The 18,322-nt window shown below is 47.3% G+C and carries 16 protein-coding genes; 3 read left to right on the forward strand and 13 right to left on the reverse strand.

Annotation, left to right across the window (positions count from 1 at the left end):
• Window positions 1-29: 29 nt before the first annotated feature.
• From ACYVGR_RS34865 to ACYVGR_RS34875, 3 genes are all read right to left on the reverse strand, one after another.
• Window positions 30-377 carry a hypothetical protein gene (locus ACYVGR_RS34865; RefSeq protein WP_460965116.1) on the reverse strand — a complete coding sequence of 116 codons (348 nt, stop codon included), beginning with the start codon at window positions 375-377 and terminating at the stop codon, window positions 30-32.
• Window positions 378-412: 35 nt separating this feature from the next.
• Window positions 413-1,054: a response regulator gene (locus ACYVGR_RS34870; protein ID WP_460965118.1), complete on the reverse strand. Its 642-nt coding sequence runs from the start codon at window positions 1,052-1,054 to the stop codon at window positions 413-415.
• Between the two features lie 132 nt (window positions 1,055-1,186).
• Window positions 1,187-1,333: a hypothetical protein gene (locus ACYVGR_RS34875; protein WP_460965119.1), complete on the reverse strand. Its 147-nt coding sequence runs from the start codon at window positions 1,331-1,333 to the stop codon at window positions 1,187-1,189.
• Window positions 1,334-1,536: 203 nt separating this feature from the next.
• On the opposite strand from ACYVGR_RS34875, the gene ACYVGR_RS34880 reads away from it, so the two are divergent.
• On the forward strand, window positions 1,537-3,687 hold the full coding sequence (locus ACYVGR_RS34880; protein WP_460965121.1) for a nitrite reductase: 2,151 nt from the start codon (window positions 1,537-1,539) through the stop codon (window positions 3,685-3,687).
• A 93-nt stretch (window positions 3,688-3,780) separates the two neighbouring features.
• Window positions 3,781-4,542 carry a uroporphyrinogen-III C-methyltransferase gene (gene cobA / locus ACYVGR_RS34885; protein ID WP_460965123.1) on the forward strand — a complete coding sequence of 254 codons (762 nt, stop codon included), beginning with the start codon at window positions 3,781-3,783 and terminating at the stop codon, window positions 4,540-4,542.
• A 117-nt stretch (window positions 4,543-4,659) separates the two neighbouring features.
• Here the strand turns inward: cobA and hisS are convergent, their stop codons facing one another.
• Complete coding sequence (gene hisS, locus ACYVGR_RS34890; protein ID WP_460965125.1) at window positions 4,660-6,024, reverse strand: histidine--tRNA ligase; 1,365 nt, start codon at window positions 6,022-6,024, stop codon at window positions 4,660-4,662.
• A 187-nt stretch (window positions 6,025-6,211) separates the two neighbouring features.
• Between hisS and ACYVGR_RS34895 the strand changes: the two genes are divergently transcribed.
• Window positions 6,212-6,367, forward strand: coding sequence for a hypothetical protein (locus ACYVGR_RS34895; RefSeq protein WP_182462979.1), 156 nt, complete (start codon window positions 6,212-6,214; stop codon window positions 6,365-6,367).
• A gap of 25 nt (window positions 6,368-6,392) precedes the next feature.
• Here the strand turns inward: ACYVGR_RS34895 and ACYVGR_RS34900 are convergent, their stop codons facing one another.
• From ACYVGR_RS34900 to ACYVGR_RS34940, 9 genes are all read right to left on the reverse strand, one after another.
• On the reverse strand, window positions 6,393-6,749 hold the full coding sequence (locus ACYVGR_RS34900; protein WP_460965126.1) for a hypothetical protein: 357 nt from the start codon (window positions 6,747-6,749) through the stop codon (window positions 6,393-6,395).
• Between the two features lie 109 nt (window positions 6,750-6,858).
• Window positions 6,859-7,866 carry a glycosyltransferase family 2 protein gene (locus ACYVGR_RS34905; RefSeq protein ID WP_460965127.1) on the reverse strand — a complete coding sequence of 336 codons (1,008 nt, stop codon included), beginning with the start codon at window positions 7,864-7,866 and terminating at the stop codon, window positions 6,859-6,861.
• A 36-nt stretch (window positions 7,867-7,902) separates the two neighbouring features.
• The gene (gene hemL, locus ACYVGR_RS34910) at window positions 7,903-9,198 is read right to left on the reverse strand and encodes a glutamate-1-semialdehyde 2,1-aminomutase (protein WP_460965128.1); all 1,296 of its coding nucleotides are present in this window, start codon (window positions 9,196-9,198) and stop codon (window positions 7,903-7,905) included.
• Window positions 9,199-9,280: 82 nt separating this feature from the next.
• Complete coding sequence (gene bamD, locus ACYVGR_RS34915; RefSeq protein WP_460965130.1) at window positions 9,281-11,059, reverse strand: outer membrane protein assembly factor BamD; 1,779 nt, start codon at window positions 11,057-11,059, stop codon at window positions 9,281-9,283.
• A gap of 126 nt (window positions 11,060-11,185) precedes the next feature.
• Window positions 11,186-13,042 (reverse strand): membrane protein insertase YidC, encoded by a 1,857-nt coding sequence (gene yidC, locus ACYVGR_RS34920; RefSeq protein ID WP_460965131.1) that lies wholly within the window; start codon window positions 13,040-13,042, stop codon window positions 11,186-11,188.
• A 135-nt stretch (window positions 13,043-13,177) separates the two neighbouring features.
• Window positions 13,178-14,875 carry a CTP synthase gene (locus ACYVGR_RS34925; RefSeq protein ID WP_460965132.1) on the reverse strand — a complete coding sequence of 566 codons (1,698 nt, stop codon included), beginning with the start codon at window positions 14,873-14,875 and terminating at the stop codon, window positions 13,178-13,180.
• 376 nt (window positions 14,876-15,251) lie between these two features.
• A complete protein-coding gene (locus ACYVGR_RS34930; protein ID WP_460965134.1) occupies window positions 15,252-15,890 on the reverse strand; it encodes a gluconate 2-dehydrogenase subunit 3 family protein in 639 nt (212 codons plus the stop codon).
• Between the two features lie 57 nt (window positions 15,891-15,947).
• The gene (locus ACYVGR_RS34935) at window positions 15,948-16,382 is read right to left on the reverse strand and encodes a four helix bundle protein (protein WP_460965135.1); all 435 of its coding nucleotides are present in this window, start codon (window positions 16,380-16,382) and stop codon (window positions 15,948-15,950) included.
• A gap of 59 nt (window positions 16,383-16,441) precedes the next feature.
• Window positions 16,442-18,190 (reverse strand): GMC oxidoreductase, encoded by a 1,749-nt coding sequence (locus ACYVGR_RS34940; RefSeq protein WP_460965137.1) that lies wholly within the window; start codon window positions 18,188-18,190, stop codon window positions 16,442-16,444.
• Between the last annotated feature and the right edge of the window lie 132 nt (window positions 18,191-18,322).

Consider the following 18,322-nt stretch of genomic DNA (forward strand, 5'->3'; position numbering starts at 1 on the left):
AGTACAACTATCTTACTCTATCTGGGAGCTTATTTTACTGTATTTCTACAAGGCGGATCTGTTGAGGTCATACAATCGTCAAATTCTGATGTCTCAGGTAAGATAGTTACGGCAGGATCCTTCAACGTTCTAACTTCTACGAAAGAATGTTTTGAGTTCGTTAAGATATCTTGGTGATTTTCAAATTGTTCATCAAAAAACTCCGCCACTAAGTGTATGCTCACAAACGCGACATTTTGATCCAAAATTACTGGTTTACTATTAATGGGGGTACGGTCATTATTAAGAAGGGTTACTTCCAGTCTGTTGTTATTCGTTTTAATTTGTGCTGGACCTATCAAGTGTACATACTTACCTTCTTTTGTATTTGCTTCCATTGTGTGAGTGGTGGTTAAAAGGTGAAACGATATACTTAAACAATCTGAAATTTAATGGCATACTTCACTAAGCCAATCGTTGTTTGAACGCCCAATTTTTGCATCAGGTGTTTGCGGTGCGTTTCAACGGTGGTGGCACTGATGAATAACTTTTCGGCAATCTGCGTCCCGGAAAACTCCTGAGCAATCAACTTCAATACATCGAGTTCCCGTTTCGTGATGGTTATTTTGTCAGGTTTACCAGAATCGGGTACTAGTTCGATACTGGTTTCGTTCGCCAATTTCATCAGCACCTGTTCGCTATAAAACTTATTCCCAATGGCAATCATGCGCAGAGCCGTTTCCAGTTCAGAACGATCGGCACTTTTCAGGACGTATCCATCGGCCCCGGCACGAATGGCCTCTTTAATGGCATCGGGTTCATCGGCCACTGTCAGCAAACAGATTTTTACGTTTGGAAACCGCTGGCGCAGTTGAATGGTCAGTTCAATACCGCCCATTACAGGCATTTGCACATCAGAAACCACCAACGCGATGTCTGGCTCAATTTCCAATGCCGTCAATACCTGTCGGCCGTTGGTATGCTTTGATACGACCTCAATTCCTTCGATACTGGATAGGAGCATGGCCAGACTATCAAGCAAAATTCGTTGGTCTTCGGCTACAAGAATGCGCATAGGCGTTACTGTCAACAACAAATCGGTTGTAATCTGATCAATTCATAACAAATAATCAATTCCTTGTAAATCAAGCTAATTTTAGCAGCGATACGGTTGGCATACGTTTGTTTTTTTAAATGATGAACGCAGTCAGTACAACAGCAAAGCCGGAAAATGACCGGCCTTGCTGAGTGAACGGACAGATTGAATGGGTGGATGAGCGGTTGCCTTTGCAAACGATGTAAAGGTCTTGCCTTTTGGGTTGCCCGAAAATCCCTGATTATGATGATTTCGCATCCCTGAATTTGAGGATATTTCAGGATGCCACTCCATTCCACCTTATCCATAACCTTTATTTATCGACCATAACCAGAAGTTGGGCAACGGTTGAACCTTACTGGCTTTGAATGGTTTTATATTTGTACATAAACAAGACGCCGGCCCAATCCGGCGTTTCGTTTTAACAAAATAAGCTATTAAACCTATAGACAATACTCACTATGTCTATCCAGTTCACTGACAATGTAAGCACAGCCGCCAAGCGCGACATCCTCGATCTGGCCCAGAAGATTGGTTCGTTTCAACAAGGTGATATAGCCGATGAAGCGTTCCGAAAATTTCGGCTCACACGCGGGGTGTATGGTCAACGGCAACCCGGCGTACAGATGATTCGGATTAAGCTACCCCACGGGCGAATCACGGCCGATCAGCTGATTCGGATTGCCGATCTGTCGGATAAATACGCGACGGGTAACCTACACGCTACCACCCGGCAGGATATCCAACTGCACTTTGTCAAGCTGGCCGATTCGCCCCAGCTCTGGGCCGATCTCGAGGATGCCAACATTACGCTGAAAGAAGCCTGTGGGAACACGGTTCGAAACGTAACAGGTTCGGCCCGGGCGGGCGTTGATCCACTGGAGCCTTTCGATATTACGCCCTATGCGCATACCATTTTCGACTATTTTCTGCGCAATCCGATTTGTCAGGATATGGGTCGTAAGTTTAAGATTTCGGTTTCATCCAGCGAAAAAGACTCTGCGTATGGCTATATGCATGACGTAGGCCTGATTGCTCGCCTACAGGATGGCAAACGGGGATTCAAAGTCATGCTGGGTGGTGGTCTGGGAGCTCAACCTTTTTCAGCACAAACGGCGTTTGAATTTCTGGAAGAAGACCAGGTGATTCCATTCATCGAAGGTGTCATTCGGGTTTTCGATCGCTATGGTGAACGCCAGAAGCGGCACAAAGCCCGCATGAAATACCTGCTCAACGACATTGGTCTGGAGGAATTGCTGCAACGCATTGCCGACGAAACGCCTGCTTTGCGCGTGAAATCGTATCAAGTTGACGACAACTCGGGCAATTCACTTTTCGAAACACCACCTGCCGAGCGTCTGGATGCTCCCGCTCCGAGTGTTATTGAAGGCGATGAGCAGTTTGATCGCTGGCTTAAAACCAACGTTTTTGAACAAAAACAGGCGGGCTGGTATTCGGTTCAACTTCGTGTCCTGCTGGGTGATATGCATTCTGACACCGCCCGCGCGTTGGCCCAGATTGTGAAACAATATGCCGCCGATGATATCCGGGTGACGGTCAATCAGGGCTACTTGCTTCGTTTCGTGAAACCAGAGGATTTGCCAGCTATTTATCAGGCCCTCAATGCACTTGGGTTGGCTGAGCCTGGTTTCGATACGACTGCCGACATTACAACCTGCCCTGGCACGGATACCTGCAATCTGGCTATTTCGAGCAGTTATGGTATTACACGGGCGCTCGAAACGATGATGCACGATGAATTTCCGGATCTGGTATTCAACGACGACATCAAAATCAAGATTTCGGGCTGTATGAATGGCTGTGGTCAGCATTCCGTGGCCAACATCGGTTATCATGGGTCATCGCTCAAAAACGGAGCCTATGTACTTCCTGCCCTACAGGTATTGCTGGGTGGTGGTTTTAATGGAAAAGGCGAAGGACTAATTGCCGATAAGGTCATTAAAATTCCTGCGAAACGTGGCCCTGATTCGCTGCGGTATTTACTTCGTGATTTCGAAGCCAATACGTTTGATGGCGAATACTACAGCGACTACTATGCTCGTCAGGGCAAAAACTATTTTTATCAGTTGCTGAAACCGCTGGCCGACCTGAAGACACTCGTCGACAGTGATTACATTGACTGGGATCATACCGAACAATACGTTACTGAAGTGGGTATTGGCGAATGCGCCAGTGTACTCATCGACCTGGTAGCCACAACGTTGACTGAAGCCAACGAAAAATTAGGCTGGGCCCGTGAGGCACTTTCTGAAAGCCGCTGGTCAGATGCTTTATACCATACCTACAATGTGTTCATTACGGGTGCCAGAGCGGCCTTGATGAGCCGCGATGTACCTACCAATACGCAACATGGTATTGTTAGCGATTTCGATAAAACCTTTGTCGGGACACCCGATTTCCATCAGGCAGAAGGTGAGTTTAAAGCGTTAGTGTTCAGCATTAACAAACAGGAGCCGTCCGAAGAATTTGCTCGTCAGTTCATTGCGCAGGGCGAAGCCTTTCTTCAGGCTGTGCAAGCCTACCGGGAAGTGCAAATTGAACAGGAAGGTTTACCTGAGCTACAAGCCTTAACTCAGGCGCTGGATAGCTAGTTTTCCATGAGCGAAAGAGCGAATGAGTGAAAGACAGAGTTAATAAGAAAGTCTTTCGCTCATTCGCTCTTTCACTCTTTCACTCATTGAATCATGAAGCTTACGCTCGTAGGGGCCGGTCCTGGTGACCCCGATTTAATCACTGTAAAGGGAATTAAAGCATTACAACAGGCCAATGTGGTCATGTATGATGCGCTGGTTCACCCTGACTTACTGGAATATTGTCGACCTGATGCCTTGAAAGTGTATGTCGGTAAACGCCGGGGTGCTTATTCGTGCGTGCAGGAAGATATTAACCCACTCATCGTCCATTATGCTCAGCAATACGGGCATGTTGTGCGTCTCAAAGGGGGTGACTCGTTCATATTCGGGCGAGGGTATGAAGAAGTTGACTATGCTCGTCAGTACGGCATTGAAACACAGGTTATACCGGGTCTGTCCAGTAGTTATGCCGTACCTGCTTCGGCTGGCATTCCGCTTACTACACGGGGAATTTCGGAAAGTTTCTGGGTTGTTACAGGAACGACCAAAGCCGGTCAGCTTTCGTCCGATTTACAACTGGCGGCTCAATCGACCGCAACCGTCGTTATTTTAATGGGCATGCACAAACTGCCTGAAATTATGGCCGTTTTTGCCAATTGTGGTAAGGCGAATACACCCGTTACCATTATTCAGAATGGTACCCTAATGGATCAACAGCTTGTGGTGGGAAATGTGTCGACTATCAATGAGAAGGTTAACGAATCAGGAGTTGGCAACCCGGCGATTATTGTGGTAGGTGAAGTCGCAGCGCTGACGCAAATGGATTTGCAGCGTGTTCTGGACTCATCGACGAATAAAATTGAGGTCGAATAGATATTTTTAACGTTATTTTTGTCATTCCGACGTCAGGAGGAATCTCGAGTTCTAGTATTAGTTAAGCTTGACCGGGCCGCCGGAGCGGATTCCTCCTGACGTCGGAATGACAAAAATTTACTGTACCAGTTGCAGAATCTCTTCTGCAGTCGCTCTTTTCTGTTCGCCCGTTATCATATTTTTCAGCGAAAGCACTCCCGTTTGCACTTCTTCTGAGCCAATCAATACGACATACGGAATCGCTTTGGCATTGGCAAAATCGAGCATCTTCTTTACTTTGGCCAGGTCCGGGTAAACCTCTGAAGCGATATTGGCAGTCCGTAGTTTACTTAATAAAGGCAAAGCAACAGTGCGGGCCTCTGCATCAAAGGGTACGATAAGCACCTGGGTTCCCTGCCCTGCTCCGGCTGGGAATAGGTTCAATTCGTCCATGACATCATAAATCCGATCTACGCCGAACGAAATCCCTACGCCCGACAAACCGGGCATACCAAAAGCCCCAGTCAGATTGTCGTAACGCCCACCACCGCTGACACTGCCGATGCTAACACCGTTCGCTTTTACTTCGAAAATAGCGCCGGTATAATAAGAAAGCCCACGAGCCAGCGTTGGGTCAAGTTCAACCTGACTGTCTAATAGACCATATTGGCTTACTAGCTGAAGTGTTTCTTTAAGTTCTGCAATGCCTTGTTGAGCGGTTTCAGAAGTCGACAGCCAGGTTTCAAGCTGTTCTAAAACCTGAGCGGGAGCCTGATTACTGAACGTAAAGATGGGGTCCAGACTAGCGACGGCCGTTTCCGAAAATCCACGTTCACGCAACTCATCCAGTACTTTCTCTTTGCCGATTTTATCTAGTTTATCAATCGCGACAGACAATAACCCCTCCTGCCCTGGTGTACCAATAACCTCAGCAATACCCGCCAGAATCTTTCGATTGTTAAGTTTGAGCGTGAAATCCTGAATGCCCAGATTGCGAAACACCTCGTGAATCATCAGAACAATTTCTGCTTCACAGATTAGAGAGTCGGTTCCGACAACGTCGGCATCGCACTGATAAAATTCACGATAACGCCCCTTTTGTGGCCGATCGGCCCGCCAGACGGGTTGCATTTGATACCGCTTAAACGGCATCGTCAATGCATTCCGATTCATAACCACATAGCGGGCAAACGGAACTGTCAGATCGTATCGAAGACCTTTTTCTGCAATTTTTGGCGTCAATTTCTTCGAACCGGTTTGCAGGTCGTTTTCCGTCAAACTAGCGGCAAAATCGCCGGAATTAAGTATTTTGAATAGCAATTGATCGCCTTCATCGCCATACTTGCCTGTCAGCGTCGACAGGTTCTCCATAGACGGCGTTTCGAGTGGCTGAAAGCCAAAGCGTTGAAAGGTTTGACGGATTGTATCGAATATAAAGAGCCGTTTGCGCATCTGCTCCGGGCCGAAATCACGGGTGCCTTTGGGTAAGCTTGGTTTTTGCATAGCGCAAAATTAACAGACACGCGTACAGATTCGCAGAAATTCACCTAATCTTATCCGGTTTACTACACACTTATGCCTATAAACCTACCCTGGCCCCATAAAAATCCTGTTAATCCTGTTAATCCTGTCAGAAAAAACCGTATTTTTGCACCTTGATTTTGAACCGATACGTTAAAAAGATACAATCATGGGAGTTACTGAATTAAAGCGTAAGGGCCGCCGGAACCGCGCTATTGCCAACAATAAAACCAACGCCATCAAACAATTGCTGCGTAAGCCTACCATCAAAAACGTAGACGTAGAAGCGATTAAGGCATCGTTCGCTGAGAAAAAAGCTGCTTAAGCGATTAGTATACGTCGAACGTACATTATCTAACCTCGCCCTTACTAGGCGAGGTTTTGCGTTTCTGGAGAATTCGGGTTAGCTCACGATCCCGTTTTTTAAGCTCTCGACGAACAAACCGCCGATAATCTAATTGAGCCCGGTAACGAACGGCCTGTCCAAACAGCAATAAGCCACCATTGATCAGGATCAGGCTATACGCGCCCCATAAAAACCATTGTCGAAACGGAGCTCCCGCTTTATGGGCCTCAGCCGCTACACTAAACACACATAAACCCGCGCTAAATAACAGCAAACCGAGCGGGGCAATAATCAGGCCCTTGGTTCGCGTGCTCATTCGTTTCACTAAGCGTTGACCGGGTGGTTTAGCAAGCTTGGCCATAAGGATTCGTTCAGGGGAGTTTAATAAGTAACGCTTTATAGGCCTATTTCGTTACGATTGACTGAGCGTTGGCCTAATATAAAAGAAAAAGAATTAGCTAACGTACTTTTCAGGATGGGTACTCAATACTGGCCCCTGTTTCCCGAAACTGTTTCGGTTCCCAAAAGCGCTTCCAACCTTCTGAAATAAAGCCGACACCGTAGCCCGTTAACTGGACAAAAGCCGCTTCGACACTCAACAACCCAACTTTAATACTTTTTTCCTTTTGCGTGGCGTCGATCAAAATCAGAATCGCCAATAGCAAAACAAAGCCGATAGCCAGCCCGAAAAGTACGGGGCTAATCAGCGCCCAGACTGGGATGGATACGAGAAACAGGGTAAACACCGCCGGAAATGTATGAACGAGCTTTAGCTCGCTGGGATAATAACGGGAGATGTTAATTCGGGCACGCCCAAAAAAGCGGAGTTGTCGATAAAACTGACTAAAATTCGTTCGGCGTTTATGGTAAATAAACGCGTCTGGAATAAGGCCAGTCTTGAATCCATTTTCAATAATTCGAATGGCGAATTCGATGTCCTCCCCCATCCGACTTAGTTTATACCCGCCAATCGTTTCCCATACCTTCCGCGACAAGCCCATGTTGAAGCTACGAGGATGATAGGTTCCTCCCAGGTTTTTCTTACTTCCCCGAATGCCACCTGTTGTAAAAACGGAGGTCATGGAGTAACTAATGGCTTTCTGAATGGGCGTGAAATCGGGATGAGCCGCGTCGGGCCCACCGTACGCATCTAACCAGGCTTGACTCAGTTGATTGTTAACAGCCGAAAAATAGTGAGCAGGAATTAACGCATCCGAGTCAAAAATGACGAAGTAATCGCCCTTCGCTTGCTCGAAACCATAGTTACGCGTAAATCCCTGCCCCGAATTTTCTTTGAAAAAGTACCGAATAGCAAGGCTGGCCGCAAACTCCGCTACAACTCCATCCGCCTTGAGTGTAGATCCATCCTCAACAATGATTACCTCAAAGTTTGTATACGTCTGTTTCGTCAAACTACTCAGTAATTCGCGCAGTTCGTCGGGTCGATTGAAGACGGGGATGATGATGGAGAAAAACACGTATGATGAATGATAAATAATGATGAATGATGAAGGCTATTGTGGCACATTCATCATTTCCACCAGGCTTTCTTCGTTCGCCTGAATAACCTGCTCCACTAGTTCATCAGTCAGAGCAACAGATAAGAAAAGGCTCTCGAATTGGGACGGTGCCAGGTAAACACCTCGCTTGAGCATTGCGTGGAAATAACGACCAAATAACGGTACGTTACAGGTTTTAGCGTCGATAAAATTCGATACGGGCTGTTCCGTCATAAACAGCGTGAACATCGACCCAATATGGTTGATCGTGTAGTTCAGGCCTGCCTTTAGCAAACCAGCGCGGAAGCCCGCCGTTAATTTTTCGCCGATTGCTTCCAGACGCGTATACACATCAGGGTTTTCATTCAGGTAATTCAGCATGGCCAGACCAGCCGACATAGCAATTGGATTACCCGACAATGTACCCGCCTGATAAACTGGCCCTGCCGGCGACACCATATTCATTATATCAGCGCGACCACCGTAGGCGCCAACAGGCATACCACCACCAATGATTTTCCCCATCGTCGTCAGATCAGGCGTGATCCCGAACCGTTCCTGGGCGCCACCTTTTGCCAGTCGGAACCCTGTCATGACTTCATCAAAAATTAGGACAACGCCATGTTTATCGCACAGCGAGCGAATACCTTCCAGAAAGCCGGGCTCAGGTAAAACACACCCCATATTTCCCACAACAGGCTCCAGAATAATGGCAGCTACCTGATTATGGTTATTATCCAATAATGCTTCTACAGCCGCTAAATCATTATAAGGCGCGGTTAAGGTATCGGCAGCTGTCGCTTTCGTTACACCCGGACTGTCGGGGATTCCCATCGTCATGGCACCGCTTCCGGCAGCGATCAAAAACGAATCGCCGTGGCCGTGATAACAGCCTTCAAACTTGATAATTTTATCCCGATTGGTAAATCCTCGCGCTACCCGAATGGCCGCCATAGTGGCCTCTGTACCCGAATTTACCATCCGAACTTTTTCGACAGAAGGCACCATGGACGTGATCAACTCGGCCATGTCAACTTCCTTACGCGTAGGTGCGCCAAAAGAGAACGAATGCTGTATCGCATCCCGAACGGCTTTTTCGACCGGTTCAAAGGCATGCCCTAAAATCATAGGGCCCCACGAATTAATCAGCTCAATGTATTGACGGCCGTCCTCATCGTAGAGATAAGGCCCTTTGGCCGATTTTATAAAAAGTGGTGTACCACCTACCGACCGAAACGCCCGCACGGGAGAGTTCACTCCGCCCGGAATCAGCGTTTTAGCCTTTTCGAATAATTGTTCGCTCGTTGTCATAAGGTTGAAAGAGCGAAAGAGTGAAAGAGTGAATGAGTGAAAATCACCGGATGGTCTTTCGCTCATTCACTCTTTCACTCATTCACTCATTAATTCTCACCAACCGCCCGTCTTCGTATTTTACGATTGGGACGATTTGGTTTTCGTTGGTTTGTGTATAATCAAAGCCTGACAGTAAATAATCGTCGGTATCGGAGCGAAGGTTACTGCGATTACGGGCCTGTAAGCCATTTTTAGCTAATTGTCGCCCAAAGAATAACATCATATCGTAGCCTTCGCTGGCGAAAACCGATGGAATCGTATTGCGTTTGGCCACATATTGTTCCTGAAAGGAAATGACGGGCTCCCTTGATGTGTCGATAAAGTCGGGATAAAGTAGGTACAAATCCCGACGATTAAACGTGGACGATGCGGTCCGATATAAATCAAAAGCCGAAGCCGTGATTACCAGCGGAGCGCTCACTTTCCGACGGCTCAAGGCATCAAGCATACGGGCTCCATCTTCGTCATTGCTACTGGCAAAGAACACATGCCCCAAATTAATGGTAGCCGTTGTATTTACTGGGCGTGTACCCGTCGGCTTTTCAGTCAGTTTCATCGCATCCGCCATGGATTGCGCGGTACCACTTACTTTTCGAAAATCGACAATCGTATAATTCTGCTGCTTGAGTTCATTTTGATAGGCCAGTGCCATTAGCGAGTCTTTTCGGGATACGCCAAAGTAAATTGCCGCCCGACGAAGTCCATTGAGGCTCTGAACATGTTCGACTACTTTCTTAGCCTGCTGATTCATGGAAGGCTGTGCCAGAAACGACATTGGCTGATTGGCGACTAATTCATTGCTGGTGGCAATCGGATTCAACAGCACGATATTATTTTGATTGGCATAGGCCGAGGCAATCCGGTTAGGTTCAATATACAGTGGTCCAATGATTAAATCGGTTTGCGCAAAGGCAGGACTATTGACTAGCTCCAGTGTTTTATTCGCGTCGTTATCCAGATCATAGGCGAATAAATTAACGGTTATACCTTCTTCCTGCAATTTGGACTTGGCCAGTTTGATCCCATTATACAGATCGTATACGTATTGGTTGGAGCGTGCTCGTTTGTCGGCATCAAACTCATCAACCCGGAATGGGAACATCACGGCAATGTTATAGTACCCTTTCGCACGGGCGTTTCGCGATGGGTTCATAACAGTTGATGTTGGCTGATTAGCTGCTCCAGTACCCGTTGTTGTACTGGACTGAGTAGCTACAGTGGGCACCCCAAACCGATTCGTCAGCCGATCCGACAGTTCCAGATCATCTTTATCACTCGCTGTTCGCTGAATTAGATCGATCAATGTCAATCCAACAACCCGGTCACTTGGATAGTCCTTATTGAGTTGCTTCAGCCGATTCAAGTCGGTAATGCGTGGCACGAACGTCTGCTCAAGCTTCGTAATATCCGTCCGGAAAGCGGGATCACTAATTTGCTGAATAACGCCGATCGCTTCTTCATACTGACCCAACTCCATCGAAGCAGCAGCGAGCAGATAATAGGCGTCATTAAGCTTACGCCAATCTGGAAAATACTCCAGCAACTGTTTCAGCATCAGCCGGGATTGGGCGAAGTTTTTCTGCCGAAATGCAGCAATGGCAAAATGATAACTGGCATAGGGAGCTAATGGGCCACGTTGCTGAATCAGCACATTCAGGTCTGTTTTAGCCCGCTCGTAATCGCCCGCCTGAACCAGCTTTACGGCGGCATTATAGCGTCGCTGAGCCTCAGGCGAAATTTGGGCCTGTGCTGTCTGTTGGTTCAGAAACAAGCAAAGGCAAAACACCCACACTGTAAACCAACACGATTTGGTGTTCATTTTTTTTGGGTTAAGGCAAAAAGCAACGCCTTCGCGTTGCTTTTATTTTTATAATCATCAGTCTTTAGCCGATAGTTGTCAGTCTGAAATCGTTGGCTTACCAGCCTATTACTTGTCACTAACAACTTATGATTTTTTAGACTTCGCTTTCTTCTGCGCTTCTTCAGCCTGTTTACGGGCTTCATCAGCCGCTGCGAGTTGGCGTTGCAGCAAAGCCTGGAATCCCCCGGGTTTCTTACCCTGACCAGCTGCATTTTTCCGGCGGTTTTCGTCCAGCACTGCTTTTATCTTATCCTCATCAACAAATCGGCGAATGAGTTGTTGCTGTGTGATCGTAACAATGTTCGATACAAAGTAATAGAATGTCAGACCAGCTGGGTACGAGTTCAGCACGAACATAAACATCAGCGGGAATACATAGCTAAGCGCTTTCATATTCACTGGCCCTGGTTGCGTTGGCGTCGTCTGGTTATTGTAATACGCGTATGCGATCGACGATGCGGTCATCAGAACGGTGAACAAGCTCAAATGACTACCAATAAATGGAAGCGTCGGGAATTTAAGGAACGCATCGTAGGTAGACAGGTCACTCGCCCACAGGAACGACTTTTGCCGCAACTCAATCAGGTTCGGGAACAACATGAACAGAGCGAACAGGATGGGCATGGTAGCCAGCACCGGAACACAACCACTCAACGGACTAACACCTACCTCCTGATAGAGTTTCATCTGCTCGGCTTGCTGCTTGGTCATATCGTCGCCAACACGCTCCTTCATCTCATTCAATTCTGGCTGCAACACCCGCATTTTAGCCATACTGACGTACGACTTGTAGGTTAACGGTGTTAGAATAAGTTTTACGAACACCACCAGGGCAATAATCAGCAGTCCATAGTTCGAAATGAACTTCCCGAAGTAGTTAAAGACGGGAACAAAGAAATACTTGTTAATCGGCTTCAACACCGAATAGCCCAGGTATACGTTACGGTCAAACTCCGGGGCTACACTTCCCAGTAGCTGAAAATCGTTCGGGCCATAAAAAAGCTTATATTGACCTTTGCCCGCTTTAACATCAGCCATCGACAGGCTTACATCCGCTATGGCTGTTTTTACAACACTGCTATCTGTTGGGTCTACCAGGGTTTTAAAGTTAGCCTTAGTCAACGGCGCATTTTTGGCCACCAAACCCGCGAGGAAGTATTTGTGCTTAATGGTAAACCACTGTACTGGTTCTTCGACCGTTGTTTCCTGATTGCTTTCGCCTTCGGTCAGGTTCTGAAAATTCTCGTCAGCAGTGAGGTAATTGATCGTAGCCGCCCGACGGTTATTGCTCAGGTCATTCTCATACTGACGCATCTTGTCTTCCCAGAAGAACCGGATGTTGTCATTCCCAACGGCATTTCCCAGACCATTCAATTTCAGGTCATAGTCAATCACATAGCCTTCGGCAGGCACGGTATAAACCTGCTCGATGGATTGACCCGGTGCCACTTCGGCCCGGAACACAATTTGCTGGGCTTGTCCGCTTACGGTACTGTTCTGAGCGGTTGTCTGATAATACAGTTTATGCAAATCGATCTTACCCCGATTGGTCGGTAATTCCAGGATAGACTTGCTGCTTTGCTCATCGATCAACACCAGTGGTTTCTGGTCGTAGGTTTTGTAGTTTTTCAGCACTACCTCCTTAACCTGTCCCCCTTCAGTACTGAAGGTTACTTTGATATCTTTATTCTCAACAATAATATCGCGGGCTGTACCAGTAGCCGCCGAGGCAAAATCACCAAACTGTGCCTTAGCGGCAGCTGAATCGAGCGGTTGCTCGGCCTTACTAATAGCCGCTTCCGCACCGGATGCCGAATTCGGTTTTGTGGTTATTGTTTTTTGAGCCGGCTGTTTATCGGGCGCAGGTTTCGGTACCAGCAGCTGGTAACCGACCAGCATCGCCAGAATCAGGACAATGCCAATTATTTGATTACGATCCATTTTTATAGTTTGTAGTTTGTAGTTTGTGGTTTGTAGTTTGAGGTTGCTCAATAGTCGATACTTGTTGAGCAACCTCAAACTACAAACCACAAACCACAAACTGAATTTCTTGCAAAATTACGTCAATCCGGCTGCTTAATCAACCGCATCGACAGTTTCTACATGGGCGGTCGTTACAGACGCCGACTCGGCCCGTTTTTGTTGACTATAGGTGAGTGCGGCTTTCACAAACTTGACAAACAACGGATGTGGATTTAATACGGTGCTTTTAAGCTCTGGGTGAAACTGCACGCCTACGTACCAGGGGTGAATTTCTTTAGCTAACTCGACAATCTCTACCAGGCCTGTATCGGGATTAACACCCGTCGGACGAAGGCCCGCTTTTTCAAAAGCCTGTAAGTAGTCATTATTAAATTCGTACCGATGACGGTGCCGTTCGCTAATCTGCGTTTTTCCGTAAATCTGGTGCGCCAGCGAGTCACGTTTGAGTTTGCAGGCATACGCACCCAATCGCATGGTACCGCCTTTGTCGGTAATGCTTTTCTGGGCTTCCATCATGCTGATGACCGGGTTGGCTGTGTGGGGCTCCATCTCGGTTGAGTGAGCGTCTTCAATACCCATCACATTCCGGGCATATTCGATCACCGCCATCTGCATACCTAAGCAAATACCCAGGAATGGAATTCCTTTTTCGCGAACAAAACGCACAGCATTGATTTTCCCATCAATACCACGTTCTCCAAAACCTGGCGCAACGAGTACACCATCCAGTTGGCTCAATACCTCGGCGCAATGATGCTCATCCACCAGCGTTTCCGACTGAATCCACTCCAGCTGTACTTTACACTCGTTGGTAGCACCAGCATGAATAAATGCCTCGGCAATGGATTTGTAGGCATCGTGCAATTCGACATATTTACCAACCAGACCGATCCGGACGGTATCTCCCGGATTTTTAAGCCGCCCTAAAAACGCTTTCCAGACATCCAGATCAGCATCTTTATCATTATACAGGTCGAGCATGTATAAAGCCCGCTGATCAAGCCGCTCTTTCTGCATCAGTAGTGGTACGTCGTAGATCGTTTCGGCATCCAGGGCTTCGATTACCGAACTTACCTGCACGTTACAGAACTGGGCGATTTTCCGGCGAATATCCTGTGGCAGCGGGTGTTCGGTACGACAAGCAATAATGTCAGGCTGAACCCCGTTTTCGAGCAGCATCCGCACCGAGTGCTGGGTTGGCTTGGTCTTTAATTCACCTGCCGATTGCAGATAAGGCACTAATGTGAGATGGATAACCAGTGTATCTTTTTCGCCCAGTTCAAATTTTAACTGCCGAACAGCTTCCACAAACGGCAGCGATTCGATGTCGCCCACGCAACCGCCGATCTCGGTAATGACGATGTCATAGTCGCCCGTTTCGCCCAGAAGCCGGATGTTCCGTTTGATTTCGTCGGTGATATGGGGCACAACCTGTACCGTTTTCCCTAAGAAATCGCCCCGGCGTTCGCGGGTGATCACGTTGTTATAAATTCGCCCGGTAGTGATGTTATTCGCCTGCGAAGTGGGACGATTCAGGAAGCGCTCATAGTGGCCTAAATCAAGATCCGTTTCGGCACCATCGTCGGTGACGTAACATTCGCCGTGTTCGTATGGATTGAGCGTACCGGGGTCGATATTAATGTAAGGATCGAATTTCTGGATCGTTACTGTCAGCCCCCTGGATTGAAGCAATTTAGCTAGCGAAGAAGCAATAATGCCCTTGCCTAATGAAGAAGTTACTCCGCCAGTAACAAAGATGTATTTTGCGGATTTTGGTCCCGTAGCCGCCATGATTGAAACCTGTTTAGGTCGTTACGGGATGTAAAAGTACTAGAAAAAAGGCGGAATCGATGAATGACAAAGGCAAAAAGTTAGTATGTGGCGGGTAATCAATTGGCCATCAGCCGACTGTTGGCAAAATCTTTCTTTTATCGATTCTTAATGCCGTTTACTTACATCGTCATCCCAAAAGTTAATGTCAATTGACTTTTGGGATGACTGTTTTCAGGCTCAGTTATGGCTTAACCAAGCAAGTTGTACCACTATAAGGGAATAAAACGCTGGGTTTTATAGCCACTCATGAAGGTATGAAGCTGAAGCTATAGTCTAGAAACGGAAATGCCTCAACTTGATTAAGTTGAGGCATTTCGGATTACATTCATCTTGCTTATTTCCAGGCATCGATCTCGCGCTGTTCATACGCAAGGCCGTATTGCTTCAGAACATCGTCGGGCACACCGTTCCATTGGTTCGGTACGTTACCAACATAACCCAGATCTTTGATGCCCATCTGGCTGGTATAAAATCCTGATGCAGTCATGTTACGCATCATATTGAAAAACGAAACACCCTGCGTCATGTCGGGAGTAGCTTTGCCAGGATAAGCAATCTGATCAACCATATCGATCTGCTGCGCTTTGGTGCAAAGTACAAACTGCTTGCCATAGCGTTTCACACAGGTGTTGTCCAGCCAGCGAATACCACCCCGCATCGGTGTTTGGTTCCGAGGCTGATCTTTCATCATAAATTCGATGAAGGCCGGTACACCCGCCTGTGAGGCACTCCCAGAATGCTCATCAGCCGGAATGATTATATCGCATAGCACCGTAACGGTTTGCAACTCATGGGGCGTAAAAAACTTCTCAGCCATGAGTTTAGCATCACGTTCCGCTTCATGCTTTTGCCGTCCACCCGGAATTTTCAGGGGTTTCGGATCGGGTGGTGCAGGAACAGCGGCTTCGACAGGATTAACAGCTAAACCAAAGCTGGCGAGCGATAGCGTTTTTAAGGAATCTCTGCGTTTCATAAATCTTCGGGTTTGAGGTTTACGGTATTTGGTTTACGGTAGTCCGTCACTGTGGCATTAACAGGGATAGTCTGCTAATTCATAGAGTTCTTCAGGTTCAGAAACTTTGTATTTAAGTCCCCGAACAGGCGACTTCTTCAGAGCTTGAATTAAGCCAAACAGCATTTTTCCAACTCGGTCAGCACGTCCATAAAGTTCATTGAAGCACTCTAAATCAACATGGTGTCTATCGAAGGCACGATACAGTTGAGATTTCACTTCAGTGCCTGAGTCCATTGAGTAACCAAGAAAAACAATGAATTCAGCTCGATTTGCTCGCCCAAACCCTTCGGCTATATTATCCATAATTGACCCACTTGCTCGGTTAATCTGATTTTTCAACTCGAAGTCTTTGGCAAAAGTCCCTTTTTGAGTGAGCCAATAGATATCATTTGACAATTGACGAGCAAATTGCCAAACATCCAGATCTTCGAATCGATTGATTTTAGCCATGCACTCATGTATCCTTTAGCGACACCCTACATAAAACCACAAACCAAATACCGAAAACATTATAAATTTTTCTTTTTGACTTCGTCAATCAAATATTCAGTAGTACGCATAGAGCTGGCCAGAATGGTCCAGGTTACGTTTTTGTCGCCCTGCGATACGAATGGAGCAGCATCAACCACAAACAGGTTTTTCACGTCGTGAGCCTGCTGCCATTTGTTTAACGCCGATTTCTGAGGATCGTTACCCATCCGAACTGTGCCTACTTCGTGAATGATTTTCCCCGGAGCTTCCAGTCCATAATTATTCTCAGGACCTGGTTTATTCCCCAGCGGAGTACCGCCCATTGCATGGATGATTTCCTCGAAGGTATCCTGCATGTGTTTGGCTTGTTTTATCTCATTCTCCGACCATTTGTAATGGAACCGTAGAGTTGGGATACCGTATTTATCGACGTTGTTAGGGTCAATTTCACAGTAGTTGCTTTCGAGCGGAATGGGTTCACCACGGCCAGCCATACCGATATAAGCACCATAGAACCGGCGATAATCGTCTTTCAAGCCAGCACCATAACCTCCGCCGGGTTTCATTTTACCATCCCGACCAGGGAACCGACCGTTCATGTTCTCCATACCGCCCCCAAAACCATAGCCTGGCATTCCCATGCCACCACCATATTCAATGTGGTAACCACGTGGGAAGTCCAGTTTCTTGTTATCGAGCCACCAGGGCGTAAATACGTGCATACCGCCTACGCCATCTTCATTATAACGCTTACGATCCATCAGCGCTGGAACAAAGCCCGAGCGGCTGGCACCAGTCGAATCGTTCAGGTATTTACCGATTACGCCACTGCTGTTCGCCAATCCGTTCGGGAAACGGGCCGATTTAGAGTTCAGTAAAAGCCGGGCTGTTTCGCAGGTACTGGCGCTCAGAATAACGGACTTTGCTTTAATCGTCACTTCTTCCAGCGTGCGGGTATCTACGTAGCTTACGCCCGTTGCCAGACCCGTTTTTGGATCGGTCAGTACTTCCCGAGCCATTGCGCCGTTGATGAGCGTTACATTACCCGTTTTAACCGCAGGAATACAAAGTACCGACGACGACGAGAAGTCGGCATAAGCCTGACAGGCCCGCCCGCACTGGCTGCAATAGAAGCAAGAGCCACGATCTTTGTTGATAGGCTTGGTCAGGATGCTCAAGCGCGACGGAATTACCGGAACCCCAATACTCCTCGCTCCTTTCCGAAGCATCAGTTCATGCAAGCGGGGTTTAGGCGGTGGCAGGAAGTGGCCGTTCGGTTCATTTGGGAAGTCGGTCTCTATTGAACCAAATACCCCAATCATCTTATCAACCCGGTCGTAGAAAGGCTTCAGATCTTCGTACGCAATTGGCCAGTCATCGCCAATACCCGTCAGTGAGCGACGGCGGAAATCGTCGGGACCAAAACGCATGGAGATACGTCCCCAGTGATTGGTACGTCCACCCAGCATTCGAGACCGGAACCAGTAGAATTCGGTACCCTGTTTAGCCGAATAAGGCTCGCCTTCAATATCCCAACCACCCCAGGCAGCGTCAAAATCACCGAATGCGCGCGTTGTACCCGCGCCACGGCGGGGTGACTCCCAGGGCCATTTCAATTGGGTAATGTATTTGGGATCAGCCGGGTCAAAATAACCACCCGCTTCTAACAACGCGACTTTTGCACCCGCTTTCGCCAGTGTATAAGCCGCCATGCCCCCCCCAGCCCCTGAGCCAACAATGACTACATCATATTGAGTGGGTGCTTTTTGAATCTGAAATGGATCCATGCAGAATTTATAGAGAATTATTGATTATGCTGAGACAAATAACCCGAATATTGTATTAAAAGCAACTAAAGAATAAAATTACCCTAAGTATTACGAAGAAGCCCATAGTTTGGGCTAGTATTTTCCCAATTT

The sequence above is a fragment of the Spirosoma litoris genome (genome assembly GCF_054776755.1).